Raw genomic sequence first — 20,955 nt, 5'->3', positions numbered from 1 at the left:
TACACCATTCTCAATAAACTTATAAAAACCGGGTTTCTGAACGAGAGATATAGGCTTTGATGCTATATCTTCGGTCAGAAACCCGGTTTTTGCCACAGGTGCAACATCTCAGTTCGATCGAACACTTGAGGACGATTGAGTTTTGAATGTTGAATTTTGAGTTGGGAGATTGGGAGAGTGGGAGAGTGGCAAAAATCCTCTTTTTTCCGACTTCACGCTTGACGACTTCCATTTCTATTCTTCATTCAAGCAAAAGGCGAGCCGATTTCCTATCAGCGCGCCTGCCGGTTATATGATTGCTTGTTAAACGGAATGTAGTCGGTCGTCCCCGTTGAAACACAATTAGGAAGCTGCTTTGCTAGCGCGGCGACGGCGTGCTGCAATTAATCCGCCCAAGCCTAGAGCCAAACCAGTCATTGTCATGGGTTCGGGAACTGTTGCGCTCACGGTGAAGTCTTGGAAGTCTTTGTCGTTACCGTTACCGGCATCGTCAAAGCCGATGGTTGCGCCGTTCAACAGAGAACTGGCTCCGTTTTTGTAATTTTTAGCAGCTTTGAAGACATTCGTTGTGTCTTTGTCGAGTGCGCCCAAAAGTGACTGTCCGCCAAACACGGCTTGCTGGCTCCCGCCGTTCAAGGAAGAGGTTGAGTAGACAGTGCCCGCGCTAGCGCCATTGTAGAGGCTGCTGAGTCCCAAAGTGTAAACTTTATTTGCCAGGAATTGGAACGTTACGGGGCCTGAAGCGACTGTATTGCCAGAGGTTCCTCTCCATTCGTTAGAGTCACCGTTGTCTGAGGATTTAGTTTCCGAGAACAGCGTGCTGACTAGAGATGCCACCGACTTGTTTACTTCGTAGATTCCCAAAGAGGAGGTATACGCACCGTGAGATTCTAGGAAGTTAAATGTGACATTTGTATCTTCGGTGAAGCTGATGCCGTTGGTGCCAAAGGAGAAGGCATGAGCTGGAGCTGCTGCGCCCAACATAGCTGTGACGGCTGCGGTAGCTGTTAGGGCGGATAAAATTTTGGTATTCATAATCTGATTCCTTTTGCCTTGTGCGACTACTTCAATATATTTATTATGCAATACTTTTTGGTGTTTTTGACACTTGAGGTTAATTTTGACAGACTCTTTATGAAGGCTTTACACATCCTTCACAAATGCTGTCTGTCCGATTGGCATTCTGGGGGAGCGATCCTTAAAAGCACACAAAATAATTATAACTATTGTGGCTTGAAACCGTGCTGTAGCAAGCAGGGAGGCGTGGCACTGCCAATTTTATTTGGGTCTGGTTTATGCTGATTTTTTATTTTAGTCACCGTCCGGGCGATCGACAACTAACACTTACGTATAAACACGGGGAGACGCGCGCCAACGGAGAGTTGAAAAAGCTTGGTATTAACCATAAACTGGGAATCTTTGTTGTTTTGGGACTTGTGTAGGGGAGTGCAAGTAGTCGATCGATCGGGCAAATTACGTACAAGCTACGATCGCCCTAGTTTACGTATTTTGCTTCAATTCAAGGGTTTCGGGGCCGTGAGAAAGCCCAAAGGTGCGATCGAGAGGAGATGAATGCAGCTTTAAGCGGTCAAAAAGCGAATTCCCTCTCAACAAATATCATATGTAGAAAGTCTGGGGAAGGCCTAATTGCGTTCGACCGCATCAAAACAAACCGCTGTAGCGTTCCTCGGCCCAAGGTTCGCCCCTGCGGTGGTAGCCGTTGCGTTCCCAAAACCCGAGTTGTTCGGCTTCTGTAAACTCTAGGCCGTTAATCCATTTCGCGCTTTTCCAGGCGTAGAGGTGGGGGACTACCAGCCGCATCGGGCCGCCGTGGTCTGGGGACAGGGGTTCGCCGAAGACGGTGTGGGCGAAAAAGTTTTCTTCTCGGATCAAGTCGGCGATCGCAATGTTGGTGGTGTAGTCGCCGTAGCAGTGTTCGAGGACGTACATAGCCGAGCGATCGACTTCTACATAGTTCATAAAATCTGTGACTTTGACTCCAGTCCACTGCACATCGAGTTTTGACCACCGGGTGACGCAGTGAAAATCGGCAGTAAAGTTGCTTTGGGGCATGGCCTGGAAGTCTGACCAAGTGAAGGTTTTTGGTTTTACCAATCCCCAAACTTTAAATTCCCAACTCTCAATGCTGACGGAGGGTGTATCCCCGTAAGTCAGCACGGGAAAGCCGTTGGCGAGGTATTGGCCCGGAGGGACGCGATCGCTGTTTTCTGGTTCTGGCTTGCGAAAAAATTTGCCTTGCATTGATTGGCGCTCTACAGTAACTGACTGCAATCCTCAGTATATAGCGGTTCTCAACAAAGTGAGCTCTACCCTATGCCCTATGTCCTATGCCCTATGCCCTATGCCCTATGCCGGATATTACCTCAGATAAGAGCTTGAAAAGCTATATGCAAATCAGGGCCCATCATAATTCATGACTACTTATTCACACTTAAAAATACGCCTATTTTACCTGATTCCCACTTAAATCTGCCTTTAGATAGATCTTTGGCTAAAAATTAAAAAAATCTTGTTTTTGCTTATTAATTCTTTAACCTTAAATTGTATCGCAATTAATGGTGCCTTGCCTAAAATTTGATGTATCGTTACAATGGGCTCATATTTCAAATATCAAAAATAGATGAGGTAAAAACCATGCTCGTAAGTTGCTTGATTCCGTTGACTATCTGCTTGATTGCTTGGTGGGTGACTGCCGGGACTGACAACAGAACGCTAGACGGGATTCCGGCTCCGCTAGCTGCAATTGTTGGAGTGTGTTCGTTAATTTGGTTGGTGGCGGTGTGTCCTTGGCCTATTAAACTCGCTTTAGTTGTGGCGGTGCTGATTGTGGCTAGAGCTTACCTGCAAAATATTTTGAATGCAGGCTGAATTTTTAGGGCGACGGCTTTTAGATTTGCCGAAGCTCTATTGTCGGGTGCTGCTACTTGGTAGTTGAAATTTTCACTATATTTTTACAGGGTCGCAACGAAAGAAACAACCCCAAAATTGGTGAAATTCAATTTAGATATTTCGGTTAAAAATTAGAAGATAAAGCTTGTGGTTCGAGCGGAGACAATATAACGTGCGCCACAAGCATCCTACTACATATTGAGCGAGTAAAATGGCGAGCTGTTAAATTGGTAAGCGATTGATATCTTTATTAGAACCAATTACTACCATCACCTCGCCCTTGCTCAAACGTTGGCTCGGCTGCGGATTGATCTCGAACTTGTCGGTGCGACCGACTGCTAGCAAGTTCAAACCATACCTGCGCCGGAGTTCCAAATCCGAAATTGTTTTACCGTCAAACTTTTCTGGAACGAGCAATTCAACTATGCTGTGATCTGGGTCGAGATCAAAGCGTTCTAAAATGCTGGGTTTTGTAAGAATTCGGGCCAAAGAGTGGCCCATTTCTCGTTCTGGAAAAACCACATGATCTGCGCCGACTTTTTTCAAAATTTTCAAGTGAGTTTCCGAGGAAGCTTTGGCTATTACGTGACTTACCCCGCCTTCCTTAAGATTTAGGGTGGTGGTAATGCTTTCTGCTAGGTAATTGCCGATCGCCACAATCACCGTTTCAAATTCAAATATACCTGCTCCCCTAAGAGCGCTAGGCTCAGTAGAATCTAACTGTAAAACGTGAGCAGCTATACGATCGTTCAAAGCTTGAGCTACTTTTTTTTCGTCGGTGTCAACCGCGAGGACTTCGTAACCCAAGTCATGCAGGGTCGAACACACAGCTTTGCCAAAGCGTCCCAAACCAATAACTGCAAACTGCTTGTTTTCGACGCGCAAACCGCTAAAAAAATTCAAAGATGACAGGTTCACTCAATATCCAGCGCTGAAAGTCTTGCTTTTTAAATTGTAGCAAAGACAGCGCCGCCTCCTTTTGATTTGTGACTAAATAGTAAAAGTTGATTTGGGTTGTCACCCATTGTTTAGATTATCAGCAATAAGGCAGAATTTTTTATCCAACTAACAAACTTTCCTCAACATATTTAAAAGCTCTGGGTTTGGGGTCGCCGACAGCGGCACTCATCAACAGCAACACGCCAACCCGACCTATGTACATTGTAGCAATCAAAACCAACTTGCCGATCAATGAAATCTTAGCTGTAATCCCTGTGGAAAGACCGACAGTGGCAAAAGCTGACACGGCTTCAAACAAAACTTTAATAAAGTCGAGTTCGGGATTGGCTAGCTGAATTAAAATTGCAGAGGTGAAGGCGACTAACAGGGAACCGAAGACTACACTAATTGTTTTCAAAATCATTGCTGGCGGGATTTGACGCTGATAGCACTGCACATCTTCCTGGCCTTCGAGAACTGCTGCGGTACAGCTAAACAAGATCCTAAAAGTTGTGGTTTTGATGCCGCCCCCGGTGCTGCCGGGACTGGCACCGACAAACATTAGGGCGATCGTCATAAATAGCGCTGCGTCGCTCATTTCGCCGAAGTTAATTGTATTAAATCCCGCCGTGCGGGAAGTAACAGATTGAAACCAAGCTGCCATTACCTTTTGAAAAATGTTGAGAGGGCCTAAAGTTGCTTGGTTGTTGTATTCCAGCACCAAAAAGATTAGCGTTCCTAAAAATAAAAGGACAACAGTTGTACTGGTGACAACTTTGAAGTTTAGGGAAAAAACTGTACATACCGGGCTTTTGTTGAAGCGAGCGCGCAGCCACAGGTACATTTCCATAATTACTTGATAGCCGATTCCTCCAAATACGATCAAACTGCCGATTGTCAAGTTAAGCACAGGCGAACTGACGTAGCGGGTAAAACTATCTGAGTAGAGGCTAAAGCCGGCATTGTTAAAGGCATTAACGCTGTGAAATATGGCAGCCCACAGACCTTCTTTGAATCCGTATTCTGGGACGAAAACCGACATCAGCAAAAAGACTCCAGTTAATTCAAACAAAACGGTTGTTGCTAGAATTGACTGCACGAGTTGCACTACGCCGGCTAGCCCGGATTTGTCAAGAGATTGTTGCAGGGCAATTTTGTCTTTTAAGCCAAAGCGGCGGCCTAATAACAGCAGCAAGAAAGTGGTGGCTGTCATGTAGCCCAAGCCTCCTATTTGCACGAGCAAAAGTAGGCACAGTTGTCCCCAAAAAGAGTAATGTTTTCCGACATCCACAACCGACAAGCCTGTGACGCAAACAGCGGAAGTCGAGGTGAAGAGTGCTGTGATGGGATTGTTCCAAGTTCCATCGATTGTGGAAAAAGGCATCATCAGTAGTAGAGCACCTGCGGCGATGACGGCGAGAAAGCCCAAGCAAATGGTTCGCGAGACAGTCATTCGATTTTAGATTTTAGATTTTAGATTTTAGATTTTAGATTTTAGATTTTAGAGGGAATCGACAAATCGATTTGAGATTTTTCGATTTGAGAGGAAACCGACAAATCTATCCAGGGGTATAAATAAGGATATCTCGGTCTGGGGAATGCCGATCGACCGATCGCACCAAATCGTCACATTCCATGACAACATCGGGAAAATAACGGTAGAATTCCTTTAATAACTTGCGATCTGGCAATGACATCAACACTTTACCAGCAAATTCAGGAACTCTACGACGCTTCTAGCGGTTTGTGGGAACAGGTGTGGGGCGAACATATGCACCACGGTTACTACGGCGCGGATGGCAATTTGAAAAAAGAGCGCCGACAGGCTCAGATAGATTTGATCGAAGAACTGCTGGGCTGGGCTGGAGTACCCTCAGAGAAGGCACTCTGCGAACCTTACCGCATTTTAGATGTCGGTTGCGGAATCGGCGGTAGCACGCTTTATTTGACTGAAAAGTTTAGTTCGATCGCCCAAAATAATTTACAGTCGGATGGTGGGGTCGATCGAGATTTTGGGCGATCGACCGAACAAAACAAAACGGGCGCTAGCGTGAAGGCCACCGGCATCACCCTGAGTCCGGTACAGGCCAACCGAGCGACTGAACGCGCTAAAATTGCAGGACTCGAAAGCAATGTTAACTTTTTAGTAGCAGATGCTTTGAATATGCCTTTTCCTGACGAGTCCTTCGACTTAGTTTGGTCCCTCGAAAGCGGCGAACATATGCCCGACAAAATTAAGTTTTTGCAGGAATGCTGTCGCGTGCTCAAGCCGGGAGGAACTTTGATTTTGGCAACTTGGTGTCACCGCCCGGTGGGAGAAACGGCGGGAGAATTAACTGATGCAGAAAGAAAGGAGTTGGCAGAAATTTACCGGGTTTATGCTTTACCTTACGTGATTTCTTTGCCGGAATATGAGGAAATTGTCCGCAGTTTGCCTTTTACAAATATTCGCAGCGCTGATTGGTCAAAAGCAGTTGCTCCGTTTTGGGATGTGGTGATCGATTCTGCATTGACTCCGAGCGCAATTTGGGGTTTGCTGACAAGCGGTTGGACAACTGTTCAAGCTGCACTTGCTCTCGGATTGATGAGCCGGGGATATCAGAGCGGATTGATTCGTTTCGGACTGATTTGTGCTGTAAAATAAATCATAAGGAAGAAGGAAGAAGGAAGAGGGAAGAAGGAAGAAGGAAGAAGGAAGGAGGAAGAAGGAAGAGGGAAGAGGGTTTGGTCGATGATATTTCTGGCTGTAAGTTCAATTAAGTAAGGTGGATAATTTCCACTTTACTTAATATTATTTCTGGTGCGGGTGTGGGATTTATGGGCAACGATTCGATTGATAAGTCTTGGATTGATAAAGATAAAGATGGCTCGGCTCCGCAAAGCTGGGTGAGGGCATTTTGGGAGTTTTCTCGACCGCATACGATTGTGGGGACTACGTTGAGCGTGCTGGCTTTGTACGCGATCGCCCAAAGCGCACAACTGTTTGTGAATCCGATATTTTTGCCCCTTGCTTGTGCTTGGTTGGCTTGCATTTGCGGCAATATTTATATTGTGGGATTGAACCAGTTAGAAGATGTTGAAATTGATAAAATCAATAAGCCGTATTTGCCGATCGCCTCTGGAGCATTTTCTCAAAAAACTGGGGAATTAATTGTAGCTGTAACGGGAATTCTAGCAATTTTGATTGCTGTTTTGCAAGGGCCGTTTTTGCTGGCTACAGTTGGCGTTAGTTTGGCGATCGGGACTGCTTATTCTCTGCCCCCAATTCGGCTGAAACGGTTTCCTTTTTGGGCGGCGCTGTGCATTTTTACGGTGCGGGGGGCGATCGTAAATCTAGGGTTATTTTTACACTTTAATTGGGTGTTGGGTTTGGGAAGGGCGAAAAGCGCTTTTTCGGGCTGGAGTTTGGATAGTGTGTCTTTTGCGATTCCTGCGGAAGTTTGGGTGCTGACGGTGTTTGTGGTGGTGTTTACTTTTGCGATCGCCATTTTCAAAGATATCCCCGATATGGAAGGCGACAAGCAATACAATATTACTACGTTTACGATTGAGCTGGGCAAGCCGGCCGTCTTTAATTTGTCTCGCTGGGTGTTGACAGTTTGCTATTTGGGCGCGACTGTGGCGGGAGTCATTGTTTTGTCTAATGTTAATTTAATATTTTTGGCAGTTTCTCATTTGACGGCTTTGGGTTTGATGTGGTTTTGGAGCGCGAAAGTTGATTTAGACGAGCAAAAAGAAATTGCGGATTTTTATCAGTTTATCTGGAAGTTGTTTTTCTTAGAATATTTGATTTTTCCAGCAGCTTGTTTGTTAGGGTAAATGAAGGAAGTACGTCCGCTTCTTTTGTAGCGGATGTAACGGATGTAACGGATTTAAGGGAGGTCATTTCAGAACCGATTTTGTAATCACTTTAATAAATTTAAAGGATTTAACAATGTTGAGGGAAGAAGAAAGGAAGGAATAGTTAACAAATTAGAATCAGTTGGTAATTACAAGTTAGCGAACTCCCAAACAACAAAGATAACTATGGCTTCTAAGAAAAAACTGCAAAAATCTGCCGTTAAACAGAGTGCTGAAGACTGTTTGAAAAGAGCTTGGGAACATCACCAAGCGGGGCGTTTGTTAGAAGCTGAAAATTTGTACCGGCAAATCGTAGAAGTCGAGCCGGAGTCAGCAAACGTGCTTTGTTTGTTGGGAATAGCGCTGAGACAGCAGGGAAAAGTTGCTGAGGCGATCGATTTTTACGATCGCGCGATCGCCCAAAACCCGGATTTTGTAGAAGCACATTTAAATAAAGCTCATGTTTTGATGGATGTTGGCGAATATCAAAGGGCGATCGCCAGTTACGAACAAGTTATCAAAATACAGCCAAATTCCGCACTCTCCTGCAATAAATTGGGCTGGCTCAAACAGCAATTAGGCGAAACAGACGCGGCAATTGTCTATTACCAAGCAGCGCTTAAACTCGACCCAAACCTGGTAGAAGCCGCCCACAATTTAGGTAAAATTTTTACAGAAAAAAATAAATTCGACGATGCAGCAACCTGTTATTTGCACGCCTTACAAATAAATTCTAAATTGACATATTCTCTGCTAGGCTTGGGCAGAGTTTTGCAGCAACAAAATAAATTAACCGAAGCTCTCAACTGCTACCAGCAAGCTTTAGAAATAGAACCGCAAAATCCCGACGCGCAAAATAATATCGGAGCATTTTACCACGAACAAGGCAATACAAAAGCAGCCATAGACCACTACCGACAAGCATTAAGCTTAAAGCCTGACTTCGTGGATGCTATTAACAACCTCGGACACGCATTGGTGGATTTAGGCAATTTTCAAGAAGCTTTTTATTGTCACCGTCGAGCCTTGGAATTACAGCCAGACAACGCCACCGCACACCTCGAATTTAGTTTAACTTTGCTGTTGTTCGGAGATTATCAGCGCGGTTTTGCTGAATACGAATGGCGGTGGCGCACTCCGCAACTACCGCCGAGGCAATTTCAACAGCCGCTTTGGGATGGTTCGGATTTGCAGGGAAAAACTATTTTACTGCACGTCGAACAAGGCTTGGGCGATTCGATTCAGTTTATTCGCTACGCGCCGATTCTTCGCAGCCGAGGCGCTAAAGTTATGGTGGCTTGCTATCGGGAACTGATGCGGTTGTTTGCGACTGTTGCCGGCATTGAATATTTATCAGTTAGTTTTGAGGGTTTACCAGTATTTGACTTTCACGCACCGCTGATGAGTTTGCCCAGAATTTTGGGGACAACTCTGGAAACAATCCCGGCAAATGTTCCTTATTTGACTCCGCCTGCGGAGTGCAAATTTGCGCTGGCTTCTGATGCAAATTTGAAGGTGGGGATTGTTTGGGCGGGGAATCCAACCAGGCGGAAAGACAATCAGCGCTCTTGCAGTTTGAGCGATTTTATTCCGTTTTTTGATGTGGCGGGAATCGCTTTTTATAGTTTACAAAAAAACTTGTCCGAGAGCGATCGCACTTTGCTCAATCACCACTTGGTGCCGGATTTAAGCCCGCACCTAAACGACTTGGCTGATACGGCTTCTGCTATATCTCAACTGGATTTGGTGATTAGTGTCGATACTTCTGTGGCGCACTTGGCGGGTGCTTTGGGAAAACCGGTTTGGGTGCTGCTTTCTTTTGCACCTGACTGGCGCTGGCTGCTGGATCGCGAAGACAATCCTTGGTATCCAACTGCTAGGCTTTTTCGTCAAAGTCAGCCGCAAGGTTGGGGAGAATTGGTTCAGGATGTGCAGGCGGCTTTGAGTTTGTTGGCGATCGCCAATTCTGCTACTTATTCCGAGGATAATACTAAAAATTTGTCCATCGCAAAGACAGTCGGTGCTGCAGCGCTGGAAATGACAAATGCTAGCTTGGTTGAGGATAGCCAAAAAATATTTTTGACAGCGGGCGAAGCGCTGGCCAACCGCGTAGCAATCGAGCAAATGCCGCCAATTGAAACATCTATTACTAGGGCGGCTAATGGGGAAAATTCGGTTGTTTTAGAGGATATGTTGCAGCAAGCCGAAAAGTTGATGGAAACAGGCGACAAGCAAGAGGCGATCGCCCTTTACGAACAAATCATATTTCTCGCTCCAAATTGCGTGCAAGCCCGGATTAATTATGGTTTTCTCAAACAAGAAAATGGCGAGTTAGATGCAGCTATTCCGCATTACCGAGAAGCTTTAGCCCTCGATCCAAATATTCCTCAAACAGCTTACAATTTGGCAAAAATTTTTGAGGAACAAGGTCAAGTCGCAGAGGCGATCGCACATTACGAACAAGCTCTAGTCGCCGATCCTGATTTCGTACCCGCACTGATAAATTTAGCGGTGGCGCTGCAAGAAAAAGGCGAACTTTTAGAGGCGGTTCACCTCTATCGGCGGGCGCTGGAAATTCAGCCGCACAGTTGGGAAGCTTACAACAATCTGGCAACAGTTTTGCAAGAACAAGGCAATTTAGAAGATGCCCTAGAATATTATCACAAAGCTCTCGAATTGCTGCCGGATTTTGTGGAAGCTATTAACAATTTAGGCAGGACTTTTCTGGAAAAAGGCGCGGTAGAAGAGGCGATCGCCTGCTACAAACGGGCGATTGTTTTGAATCCAGATCATGCTAGCGCTCACCTCAATTTGTCCTTGGCTTTGCTGTTGGCGGGAGATTTGGAAAATGGTCTGGCGGAGTACGAGTGGCGCTGGAAAATTAATGAATTTAAAATCGGTCATTCCTGTTTTTTGGCTGGGCCGGGAAATACAGTGGCGGCGAGAGAATACCGGCCGCTGTGGGATGGTTCCGATTTGCAGGGAAAGACTATTTTGCTGCACGCCGAACAAGGTTTGGGCGATTCGATTCAGTTTGTGCGCTACGCTGCGATCGTCAAAAATAAAGGCGGTAGGGTCATTGTTGGTTGTTATCCGCAATTGCAACGTTTGTTTGCAACGGTTGAAGGGATTGATTTGCTAATAGTTAGAGGCGAGCCACTGCCGGAATTTGACGTGCAAGTGCCGATGTTAAGTTTGCCCTATGTTCTGGGTACAACGGTGGAAACAATCCCGGCAAATACTGCTTATTTATCTGGGAATGCGGGTGCTAAATTTGGGCTTTTGCCCGATCGCAATTTGAAAGTTGGGATTGTCTGGGCGGGGAATCCCAAACACCGCAAAAATATGCAGCGTTCTTGCAGTTTAAGTCAGTTTCTGCCGCTTTTGGACGTGGCGGGGGTAAGTTTTTACAGCTTGCAGAAAGAGGTTTCCGAGGTCGATCGCGCGCTGTTGGATCGAACTCCAATCGTCGATTTGAGCTCGCATTTTGGGGATTTGGCCGATACTGCTGCTGCGATCGCCGAATTGGATTTAGTGATAGCCGTCGATACCGCTGTCGCCCATTTGGCGGGCGCTTTGGGCAAACCGGTGTGGATTTTGCTGGCGTTTTCGCCGGATTGGCGGTGGCTGCTGGAGCGCGAAGACAGTCCTTGGTATCCGACGGCGCGGCTGTTTCGCCAGCCCAGCAGGGGCGATTGGGCGTCGGTTTTCGCTCTGGTGGCGCAATCTCTGGGCCGCCTGGTTTCCCCAGCCTACGTGCCTTTGGCGGCGGCGGATGCAGAGTTTCGCTCTGGCCGAAATTTGCAGGTGCAGCGCAATTTTGGCGGTGCGATCGAATGTTACGAGCGGGCGATCGCGATCGATCCAAATTACGCCGCCGCCCACAGCAATTTAGGCGTTGTCAAACAGCACGTCGGGCGCTTGACAGAGGCGATCGCGCACTACCAACAAGCGCTAGCAATCGACGGGAATTTGGCGGAAACTGCCAGCAATTTGGGCAGCGCCCTGGCGGAAGCAGGGGAAAATGCAGAGGCGATCGCACAATACCAGCGGGCGCTGTCTTTGAACCCGAATTGCGCTGAAGCGATGATTAATTTGGGGCTGCTGCGGGAAGAAGAAGGGAATGTGAATGAGGCTGTAAAGCTTTATCAGCAAGCGATTCAAGTAAATTCTGATTGCGCGGCGGCTTATTTAAATTTGGGAATTGCTTTGGAGAAACAAGGGGAGGAAGCGGGCGCGGATTACGATCGCGCGATCGCGAATTACGAAAGGGCGATCGAGCTCGATCCCAATTATTTCGACGCTTTGCACAACTTAGCATACGCCTCGATCCGGCAGGGCCGAGTTGCAGATGCGATCGCCTATTACGAACGAGCTCTGGCGCTGGAACCCGATTTGGCAGCAACCGATCTGGCTTTTGGGAATTGGCTGTCAAACCAAGATCGGTTAGATGAGGCTCTAGCCTTTTGCCAGCAAGCGATTCAAAAATATCCAGCCAGTGCGGGCGCTCGCTGCAATCTGGCAATTGTCCTGCACAAACAAGGTAAAATTCAAGATGCGATCGCCTGCTATCAGCAAGCTTTGAGCCTGAAACCCGACTTTCCCGAAGCTTTGAACAATCTCGCTAAAGCTTTTGAGGAAGCGGGAAAAATGACGGAGGCGATGGATTGTTACAATCGGGCGATCGAACTCAAACCCGGTTATCTCAATTCCCTCAACGGTTTGGGAAACATTCTGCACCAAAGCGGACAATTTGCAGATGCTGTCACCTATTACGATCGAGCAGTTGAATTCAATATTGCCAACCCCGAATCTCACCTAAATTTAGCTTTAGCATTGCTGCTGGCGGGAGATTTTCAGCGCGGTTTTGCAGAGTACGAATCGCGGCTGGTAGTTGAAAAAAAACAGTTCCCGCAATACAACTTTCTCCAACCGATTTGGGACGGCAAAGATTTGGATGGAAAAACAATTTTGCTTTGCCCGGAACAGGGTTTGGGCGATGCAATTCAATTTATCCGCTACGCAGAATTAGTCAAGCAAAAAGGCGGTCGGGTAATTGTTTGGTGTTTGCCGCACTTGCACCGATTGTTTGCAGGAGTTGCGGGAATCGATCAGTTGATAATTAGTCCAGAAGCAGCGCCGGATTTTCAAGTTCGCGCGCACCTCATGAGTTTGCCGCACCTTTTGGGAACAACCTTAGAAAATATACCCGCCCAGGTTCCTTATTTAGCTCCGCCTCCCGGCGGGGAATTTACTTTCAAGCAAACTACTAATTTAAAAGTAGGGATTGTCTGGTGCGGCAATACTAACAATTCACAAAATAAAGTGCGCTCGTTTCCGCTCAATTTGTTGGCCAAAATATTAGATATTCCCGGAGCAGATTTTTACAGTTTGCAAAAGGAAGTAACAGCAGAAGAACGTGCTTTATTAGAGCAAATGCCTATGACAGATTTAAGCTCTTATTTGCACGACTTTGCCGATACAGCAGCCGCAATATCTGCTCTTGATTTAGTAATTTCGGTGGATACTTCTGTGGCGCACTTGGCCGGTGCTTTGGGCAAACCCCTGTGGATTTTGCTGTGTTTTGTGCCGGATTGGCGGTGGATGTTGGAACGGGAAGACAGCCCTTGGTATCCGACGGCGCGCTTGTTTCGCCAGTCAACAGCACAAGATTGGGAAGGAGTTTTAGAAGTGGTTGGTTTGGCGCTCCGAGAAAGAGTTGCTCACCATCAGGAAGAACGAGGAGTAATAGAAATTCAGCTAAATATTGACTTGGCTAAGCAACAGTTCGATCTGGGAAATCTGCTGAAGTCGCAAGGAAAATTTATTGAGGCGATTACGTGTTTTGAAAATGCTTTAGTTTTGCAGCCAAATTCGGTAGAGGTAGCCACCAATTTAGCGGTAACGCTGCACCAAACAGGCAATTTAACAGGGGCTGCAACATATTATCAGCGCGCAATCGAAATCGACCCTAACTGCGCTCTATCGCAAAATAACTTTGGTATTTTGCTGCAAACTCAGGGCCGTATAGACGATGCTATATCTTGTTTCCAAAAGGCGATCGCCCTAAATCCCCTTTACGTCAAAGCCCTCAACAATCTCGGCGCGATACTCCAGCAGCAGGGCGAGTTGTCAAGTGCGATCGCCTGTTTTAATCAAGCACTTTCCATCAATGCCAATTACGTGCCGGCCATCGTAAATTTGGGCGCGGCCATGCAAGCAACAAATCAGCTAGAAGAAGCTAAACGTCTTTATTGTCTGTCAATTGAGATAGAACCTGACAGCGCCGCAGGGCATTATCACCTGGGAAATTTATTCTTAGAAACACGCCAATACGAACTAGCTTTGGTGAGTTTAGAAACTGCAATATCTTTGCAGCCCAATCACGTAGAAGCGCTCAACAATTTAGGCACGGTTTTAGAAGCCAAGAACGAGGTAGATCGGGCAATTTCATGTTACAATCGAGCTATTAGTTTTGATAAAAATTGTGCTAAAGCTCACTTCAATTTATCCTTGGCGCTGCTGTTAACAGGTGACTTGCTTCGCGGTTTTGCCGAGTACGAATGGCGCTGGCAAACCGATGGGGCAAAAAAAACGCAGTGGTTGAATTTCGATCGGCCGATTTGGGACGGTTCAGATTTGCATTCTAAAACTATTTTGATTCGCTGCGAACAAGGTTTGGGTGACGCAATTCAGTTTGTGCGCTACGCGGCAATCGTGCAGCAAAAAGGCGGCAAAGTAATCCTTTCTTGCTATCAAGAACTCCAGCGTTTATTCAAGCAGATTCCTGGCATCGAACAAGTGGCGGTGCGGATGGACGAATTGTCCGATTTTCAAGTGCAAGCACCGCTGATGAGTTTGCCGCACATTCTGGGAACAAATTTAGAAAATATACCGGCAAATGTTCCTTATTTAGCAGCGCCGCCGAATTGGCAATTTTCCCTAAACTCCGTGAAGCGCAGCTATCCCGTAGGGAATCGCAATTTGAAAGTGGGAATTGTGTGGGCGGGAAGTTCGGAACATTTGAAGGATTTTGTGCGATCGAGTGATTTAAGCTATTTTCTGAAATTGTTAGATATTCCGGGCGTAACTTTTTACAGTCTTCAGAAAAAATTATCGGCGGGCGATCGTACTTTGTTGACTCAAACTTCCGCGATCGATTTGAGCGACAATTTGAACGATTTTGCCGATACTGCGGCGGTGGTATCGCAACTAGATTTAGTAATTTCTGTTGATACTGCTGTGGCGCATTTAGCCGGTGCTTTGGGCAAACCGGTATGGATTTTGCTGTGTTTTGCGCCGGATTGGCGGTGGATGTTGCAGCGCGAAGACAGCCCTTGGTATCCGACGGCGCGGCTGTTTCGCCAGCAAAAACCGGGCGATTGGGAGGAAGTATTCGATCGCGTAAAAGCAGCTTTGCAAGAGTTAACAACATCCTCGGCTGTTGCGAGGGATTCTTCGCCACAGCCTAGTCTCACCTCCGATTGCAAACTGACAGCAATCGATGTCGATTATCACATAGCAAATGCCTTGCAAAAACAAGGGAAAAAAGCCGAAGCCGCGGCTCGCTACAAACAAGTAATTGCCGCCTCGCCCAACCACGCCGCAGCCCACAGTTATTTAGGCGAGATCGAACAGGAAAACGGGCAAATAGTTGAGGCTATTTCGCACTACAAACAAGCCCTAGCAATTAATCCCAATCTCAGCGAAACAAACTTGTACTTGGGTTGTGCCCTCGCGGAAGAGGGAAAAGTCGCAGAGGCGATCGAATTCTACAATAAAGCAATTCAATTACGTCCCAACTCGCCAAATTGGCGTTTGAGACTAGCCTTAGCTTTGCTCTTAACTGGAAATTTCGAGCGCGGTTTTGCCGAATACGAATCGCGCTGGCAAACTCAAGAATTGGAACCCAGATATTTCGATCAACCGCTTTGGGACGGTTCAGATTTGCAGGGAAAAACAATATTGTTGCACCCCGAACAAGGTTTGGGCGACACCATTCATTTTATCCGCTACGCGCCTTTAGTTAAGCAAAAAGGTGGCAAAGTTATTGTGGCTTGTCATCTGTCGCTGAAGCGTTTGTTTGAAAAAGTTGCCGGAATCGATCTTGTAGTAACAAAGCCGCAAGATATGGTGGATTTTCAAGTACAAACGCCGCTAATGAGTTTGCCCAGAATTCTGGGAACAACTTTGGAAAATATACCTGTAAATATTCCTTATTTAGCTCCGCCAGAGGATGGTAAATTTTTCTTAGAGCCGAACAATAAACTAAAAGTAGGTATTGTGTGGGCGGGCGGCCCGCTGCACCGCAAAAACAACGATCGCTCGTGTAAGTTGAGCAATTTTGCAAGGTTTTTAGATGTTCCGGGAGCGAGTTTTTACAGCCTGCAAAAAGATTTGCCAGCGAAGGATTACGCTTTATTAAATCAACAGCAAGTTCAAGATTTGAGCAAACATTGCATTGATTTTGCCGACACTGCAGCGATTATTTCCCAACTGGATTTAGTAATTTGCGTCGATACTGCTGTGGCGCATTTAGCCGGGGCGTTGGGGAAACCGGTGTGGATTTTGCTGTCTTTTATGCCGGATTGGCGGTGGATGCTCGATCGCGAAGACAGCCCTTGGTATCCCACTGTGCGGTTGTTTCGCCCGGAAAAACCGGGTGATTGGGATGGTGTGGGCGATCGGGTAAAAGCAGCCCTAGAACAGCTAATTTATACTTCCCAAGGGCAGGAAACCAACACACCGCCCCTGCTAATTCCTCAAAATCTCCCACCAGAAACCCGGCCACAAATAACAGGAATTGGCATCAGTTGGCCGCTCAGCATCACCAGCGGCTGGGGAATTTACGGCATGAATTTAACACTGCAACTGCTGCGAAATCCCGCCTGGAAAGTAGCACTTTTAGCACCGCCATCCATCACCTCAGAGTCAATCAATCCGCTGCACAAATCGCTGTTATTGCCCGTAATAGAAAAACAGAAAGATTTTCAGGAATTAGTAACCGCGAATTCTGACAAACAAATTGCTTGCAACTTTCCCGTACTTTACGGTTTGGGAAATAATTTAGTTTCGTCGGGAGTTGAGAATCAAATTACCAGCGATTGTCAAGTAGGAGTCATCTTTTTTGAAGACACGCGAATCACAGCAGAAGCACTAGAAAAAGCCAAAAAATATAGCGCGATTGTCGCCGGTTCTAACTGGAATGCCGATGTTTTGCGAAGCTGCGGCTTAACAAATGTGGCGATGGTAAATCAAGGAATTGACCCGACAATTTTCCATCCTGCACCCAAATCTAATCTATTTGGCGATCGCTTCGTCATTTTCTCCGGCGGCAAACTAGAATATCGCAAAGGCCAAGACATAGTAATTGCCGCATTCAAACAATTTCGCGCCTCGCATCCAGAAGCGCTGTTACTAACAGCGTGGCACAACTTTTGGCCTCAATATATGCTGGGAATGGAACAAACCGGAAACGTTGCGGGATTTCCCAACATCAACCGCGACGGAAGTTTAGGAATTTCCCAATGGTTAGCAGCCAACGGTTTGCCAGTTGAATCTTTTATCGACATCGGCTTAATTCCCAATCACCTCTCAGGACAAATTTTGCGAGAAGCCGACTGCGCTGTTTTCACCAACCGCTGCGAAGGCGGCACTAATTTAGTCGCAATGGAAAGTATGGCCTGCGGAATTCCGACTATTTTATCAGCAAATACTGGCCATTTAGACTTGATTTACAGCAATATTTGCTATCCTTTATCGCATCAGGGACGAGTTAAACCGACAGCTCATTTTCCCGGTGTAGAAGGTTGGGGAGAGTCGGATGTTGCAGAAGTAGTCGATGCTTTGGAGCAAGTTTATACTAATCACACAGAAGCAAAAAATCGCGGTTTAGCTGCCGCTAATTTTATGCTTGATTGGACTTGGGAAAAACAAGTTAAGCGTTTTTTGGATGTAATTGCTGATATGTAGACAACACTAAAGTCCTGACTACAAACTTTCGGAAAATTGTTCGTAGTAAAGACTTTAGTTTTTATAAAAAAGATTAATTTACCCTTGAATCCAATAGTTTGTTAGCACTATTTACACTTTCAATATCGTATAGTTCTGGATTGTAAGAAACAATTTGTGCTACCAATTTATCATGGTATGGTTGAGCTTTTTGATTTCTAGAACCATGAACGTGACGATAATTAAGAACTATTTCTCTCGTTCCCCAAAAAGGAATACTATGTTTGTGACAATTAACCCAAAATTCCCAATCCTCATAACCTTCTTTCATCTCTGCTTTGTAACCGTTGACCAAATTCCAAACTGATTTGTGATACAATGAAGACGTGCAAATCATATTAGATTGTTTGATGTTTTTTGGTGAATATAAATCATAACTGGGTATGGTGTGATTTTCATTGCCGCCAAAAAGTTGATAAGAACCAAATGCTATGCAAGGTACTTGTGATTTTAGACATATTTCTAAAAGACAAATCAAGGCATTGGGAGCTAAAATATCATCGGCATCTAAGGGCATTATGTATTCGCCGTTGCCGGCCGATATGCCAGTATTTCTAGCTATTGATATCCCTTGATTAGCTTGTTCTATTAGCCTAATTTGATACTGGGGATTGGCTGCTATCAATTGTTTGGCGACTGTGCTAGTAGTATCTAAACTGCCATCATTGATAATGATTATTTCCCAATTTTTGTAAGTTTGGTTGATAACGCTAGTTACTGCTTGCGGTAAAAAATGAGATTGATTGTAACAGGGAATAATCACAGATATCAAAGGTTGACTTGCAAGCTGCGGCGAAGCTGCGACTTGCTTTACACTTTGTGGATGGTTTGAGTGTGAATTCTCGCTAGAATTTCTAGCCACTTGTAAGCTGTCAAAATAAATCTTTGGATGAACGATCGCCAATTGATTCAGATCGGTATTTTGATACTCCTTCACTAACCTCGGATATCTCGACAAGTGTTCTTCTTTCACAAAAACTAAGATATTCTGAGCATACCAAGGCTCGACTTTTTCATTGTTCCATATTTTTTTTCTCAAGCAGTCAATGACTGCAAAACCGTTTTGTTGAAAGTAATAAGCCCAATATTGCGGCCACTGTTCGTTAACGTGTTCGACACCGCCTTGAAATGGTATTGCCGCCGAAAACAGAATTATCGGTGCTAGTTTAGTTAGAGAATTAACCAAGTTTTCTGCACAGGTACTGGGTAAGTGTTCCGCAACTTCCAGAGAAATTGCCAAGTCAAATTTTCTTTCTACTTGCAGCGGTTGCTTTAAGTCGTAAGACTTGAACTGATTTAAGGGAATTTCTAACAGAGTGCGATCGACATAATCGCCATCTATTCCCAAACAGTCAGCAATTCCCAACTTTTGACAAGTGGCTAACCAGCTTCCCGTACCGCAACCAACATCTACAACACTTTGTGGCTTGACTGGTTGCATCAATTCTAACAATAAAGCAATAATTTCTTGAGCTGAACTACGAGTACCTTGTCCGATTAATTCGTAAAAACTTCTTGTATAAAATGACGGTTGATTTTGAATAATTTCGGTGGAGATTTGAGAATTTCCACTAACATCATAGCCTTGCAAATGTGCTGGCAACTCCCAGGAAATATTGGGATCTGGTTGATGTTTTGCAGGCTCGACATTGCCCCGCCAAGCAGCACCCATAATTTGCATTGTTTGATAAATTAGAGTATGCCATCCCTTTTGTTTCAAGTAATCTAAACCTTTAGCCACATCGGGAGCAGCTAAGTCATGAAATAAAATTATTGCATCTTTTTCTGCCAATTTTTCGCAAGCAATTGCATCATTTAATGGCCCATCACCTCCGTGTTCTCCGTCAATAAAAATTAACGACCATTGGCGGTTGAATTGAGTGGCAAATTCTTCTACTCGTTGGGGGCTGTAACCGGGTATTAGCTCGACGGTAGTTTGAACTCCCGACGCATTGAGAGCTCCTTGAATTGAATCTATGACGCTTTGTCTGATGTCGTCTCTTTCTAACAGCGGATCGACGACATCTAATTCAACTCCTGCTAGGGCTAAATGACAGGCAGACCATCCCAGCCAGCAACCTATTTCTAAAGCTTTTTTACCCGAAAATTGCAGGGCTGTATTGTAAAGGATGTGTGCTTCGTCGCGATTCAAAAATCCGATGAATGGATAGCGCTTGTCTGCATACCAATTATGCGGAATTTCCCGGCGTAAATAAGGCCAGTCACTCGTATTTGGATCGGTCAAAATCATATTAGGGAAATAGCAGTCTGGTCTAATTATTTGGAAACCTGGGGAGACGTAATCGGCGCGATGTAATACATTATTTGTGCTGATTACAGGTGGTTTTTCTGTCATTTTTTGCTGTTTTTTAGATTGGTAACGGACGCTGATTTCCAGTAGGTCGCCGTCAGTTGCAGTCAATTGTACTCGGTCAAACTGCTGGCGTCCCGCTAAATGCAAAATGCCGATCGCCCCGTGCGGCAAGTACGGCTCCACAAAACAGGCTCGCTGCTTGTCCCAGACGGGCAAACCGTTGAATATCCAATTGCACCAAGCTGGCAGCATTTCAGTGAGATTGAACAATTCGCCACTGTAAACAGCGAGGTTGAGGGCAAATTGATCTGTCATGACACAGCCGGATTTTTGCAATCCTTGATGGAGTTTATCAGCCCAGGCTTCCCAGTGTAAAGCATCTTTTCGTAGTGCAAAAACTCCGGCATTTAATATCGGATAACTGTAGAATTTCTTAGCAATTTTTTCACCAAAGTTAGCTTCATATTGTTGATAAACCCACGACCAAAATTGAGGAAGTTGTCCGTACTGCTGCAAGCTCGCCCTGTGAACTTCGGGAACAATTGCCAGTCCCCGGCGCGAGGCTCCTTCAACTAACAAATTAATTGCTCTCCAGTCTTGAACCCAAGCATCCGCATCTATCCAAAGGTATATATCAAAATTGGGAAAGTATTTTCGCAAACAAGGTCTAACTAATAATCCTTTTAAATGTTCTGGAGCTTCATTTCTGCCGGGAAAGTCAAAGTCCCAATCGGGTTTTTTAATGATATTAACTTGTGTTTCCAGCCACTGCAACTGTTGGGAAGTGCAGCCGAGATCGAAAAAGCCGATCGCCACATTTGCACCCTCTGATTTTTCCCGCACCGATAAAATAGTGCCTCGCACCAGCTCAAAGTAATTTGCATCGGCGGCCGTGATGATGATAATCTGCATAAATATAGGATTTTTGGTTAGGAATTAGC

The 20,955-nt window shown here is 45.5% G+C and carries 12 protein-coding genes; 6 read left to right on the top strand and 6 right to left on the bottom strand.

Annotated elements, in window-relative coordinates; genetic code table 11:
- Nucleotides 1–342 precede the first annotated feature (342 nt).
- Nucleotides 343–1,035, bottom strand: coding sequence for a PEP-CTERM sorting domain-containing protein (locus tag AACV78_RS11415; protein WP_194008326.1), 693 nt, complete (start codon nucleotides 1,033–1,035; stop codon nucleotides 343–345).
- A 357-nt stretch (nucleotides 1,036–1,392) separates the two neighbouring features.
- Between AACV78_RS11415 and AACV78_RS11410 the strand changes: the two genes are divergently transcribed.
- The gene (locus tag AACV78_RS11410; protein ID WP_194008325.1) at nucleotides 1,393–1,572 is read left to right on the top strand and encodes a hypothetical protein; all 180 of its coding nucleotides are present in this window, start codon (nucleotides 1,393–1,395) and stop codon (nucleotides 1,570–1,572) included.
- A gap of 90 nt (nucleotides 1,573–1,662) precedes the next feature.
- Here AACV78_RS11410 and AACV78_RS11405 read toward each other — a convergent pair whose 3' ends face one another.
- Nucleotides 1,663–2,262: a sulfite oxidase-like oxidoreductase gene (locus tag AACV78_RS11405; protein WP_194008371.1), complete on the bottom strand. Its 600-nt coding sequence runs from the start codon at nucleotides 2,260–2,262 to the stop codon at nucleotides 1,663–1,665.
- A 393-nt stretch (nucleotides 2,263–2,655) separates the two neighbouring features.
- Here AACV78_RS11405 and AACV78_RS11400 point away from each other — a divergent pair, with 393 nt between their 5' ends.
- Entirely contained in the window at nucleotides 2,656–2,889 is a 234-nt protein-coding gene (locus AACV78_RS11400; RefSeq protein WP_194008324.1) for a hypothetical protein, read from the top strand.
- Between the two features lie 243 nt (nucleotides 2,890–3,132).
- Here AACV78_RS11400 and AACV78_RS11395 read toward each other — a convergent pair whose 3' ends face one another.
- The 3 genes from AACV78_RS11395 to AACV78_RS11385 all read right to left on the bottom strand — a co-directional run bounded on the left by AACV78_RS11395 (nucleotide 3,133) and on the right by AACV78_RS11385 (nucleotide 5,546).
- Nucleotides 3,133–3,828, bottom strand: a complete 696-nt coding sequence (locus tag AACV78_RS11395; protein ID WP_194008323.1) for an NAD-binding protein — start codon at nucleotides 3,826–3,828, stop codon at nucleotides 3,133–3,135.
- 139 nt (nucleotides 3,829–3,967) lie between these two features.
- A complete protein-coding gene (locus AACV78_RS11390; protein ID WP_194008322.1) occupies nucleotides 3,968–5,302 on the bottom strand; it encodes a TrkH family potassium uptake protein in 1,335 nt (444 codons plus the stop codon).
- A gap of 106 nt (nucleotides 5,303–5,408) precedes the next feature.
- Nucleotides 5,409–5,546 carry a hypothetical protein gene (locus AACV78_RS11385; RefSeq protein ID WP_194008321.1) on the bottom strand — a complete coding sequence of 46 codons (138 nt, stop codon included), beginning with the start codon at nucleotides 5,544–5,546 and terminating at the stop codon, nucleotides 5,409–5,411.
- On the opposite strand from AACV78_RS11385, the gene AACV78_RS11380 reads away from it, so the two are divergent.
- The 4 genes from AACV78_RS11380 to AACV78_RS11365 all read left to right on the top strand — a co-directional run bounded on the left by AACV78_RS11380 (nucleotide 5,540) and on the right by AACV78_RS11365 (nucleotide 17,661).
- Entirely contained in the window at nucleotides 5,540–6,493 is a 954-nt protein-coding gene (locus AACV78_RS11380; RefSeq protein WP_194008320.1) for a methyltransferase domain-containing protein, read from the top strand. The genes AACV78_RS11385 and AACV78_RS11380 overlap by 7 nt on opposite strands.
- Entirely contained in the window at nucleotides 6,478–6,609 is a 132-nt protein-coding gene (locus tag AACV78_RS11375; RefSeq protein ID WP_255512910.1) for a hypothetical protein, read from the top strand. The genes AACV78_RS11380 and AACV78_RS11375 overlap by 16 nt, the downstream gene beginning before the upstream one ends.
- Nucleotides 6,610–6,666: 57 nt before the next feature.
- A complete protein-coding gene (locus AACV78_RS11370; RefSeq protein ID WP_228042184.1) occupies nucleotides 6,667–7,668 on the top strand; it encodes a homogentisate phytyltransferase in 1,002 nt (333 codons plus the stop codon).
- Nucleotides 7,669–7,875: 207 nt separating this feature from the next.
- Nucleotides 7,876–17,661, top strand: coding sequence for a tetratricopeptide repeat protein (locus tag AACV78_RS11365; RefSeq protein WP_194008319.1), 9,786 nt, complete (start codon nucleotides 7,876–7,878; stop codon nucleotides 17,659–17,661).
- Nucleotides 17,662–17,734: 73 nt separating this feature from the next.
- Here AACV78_RS11365 and AACV78_RS11360 read toward each other — a convergent pair whose 3' ends face one another.
- Nucleotides 17,735–20,926, bottom strand: coding sequence for a glycosyltransferase (locus tag AACV78_RS11360; protein ID WP_194008318.1), 3,192 nt, complete (start codon nucleotides 20,924–20,926; stop codon nucleotides 17,735–17,737).
- Nucleotides 20,927–20,955 lie beyond the last annotated feature (29 nt).

It is taken from the genome of Tychonema sp. LEGE 07196, from assembly GCF_963890365.1.
In the GTDB taxonomy this organism is placed as follows: Bacteria; Cyanobacteriota; Cyanobacteriia; order Cyanobacteriales; family Microcoleaceae; genus Microcoleus.
The sequence above is the reverse complement of the archived record's forward strand: the minus strand, read 5'-3'. Positions and strand labels throughout refer to the sequence as shown.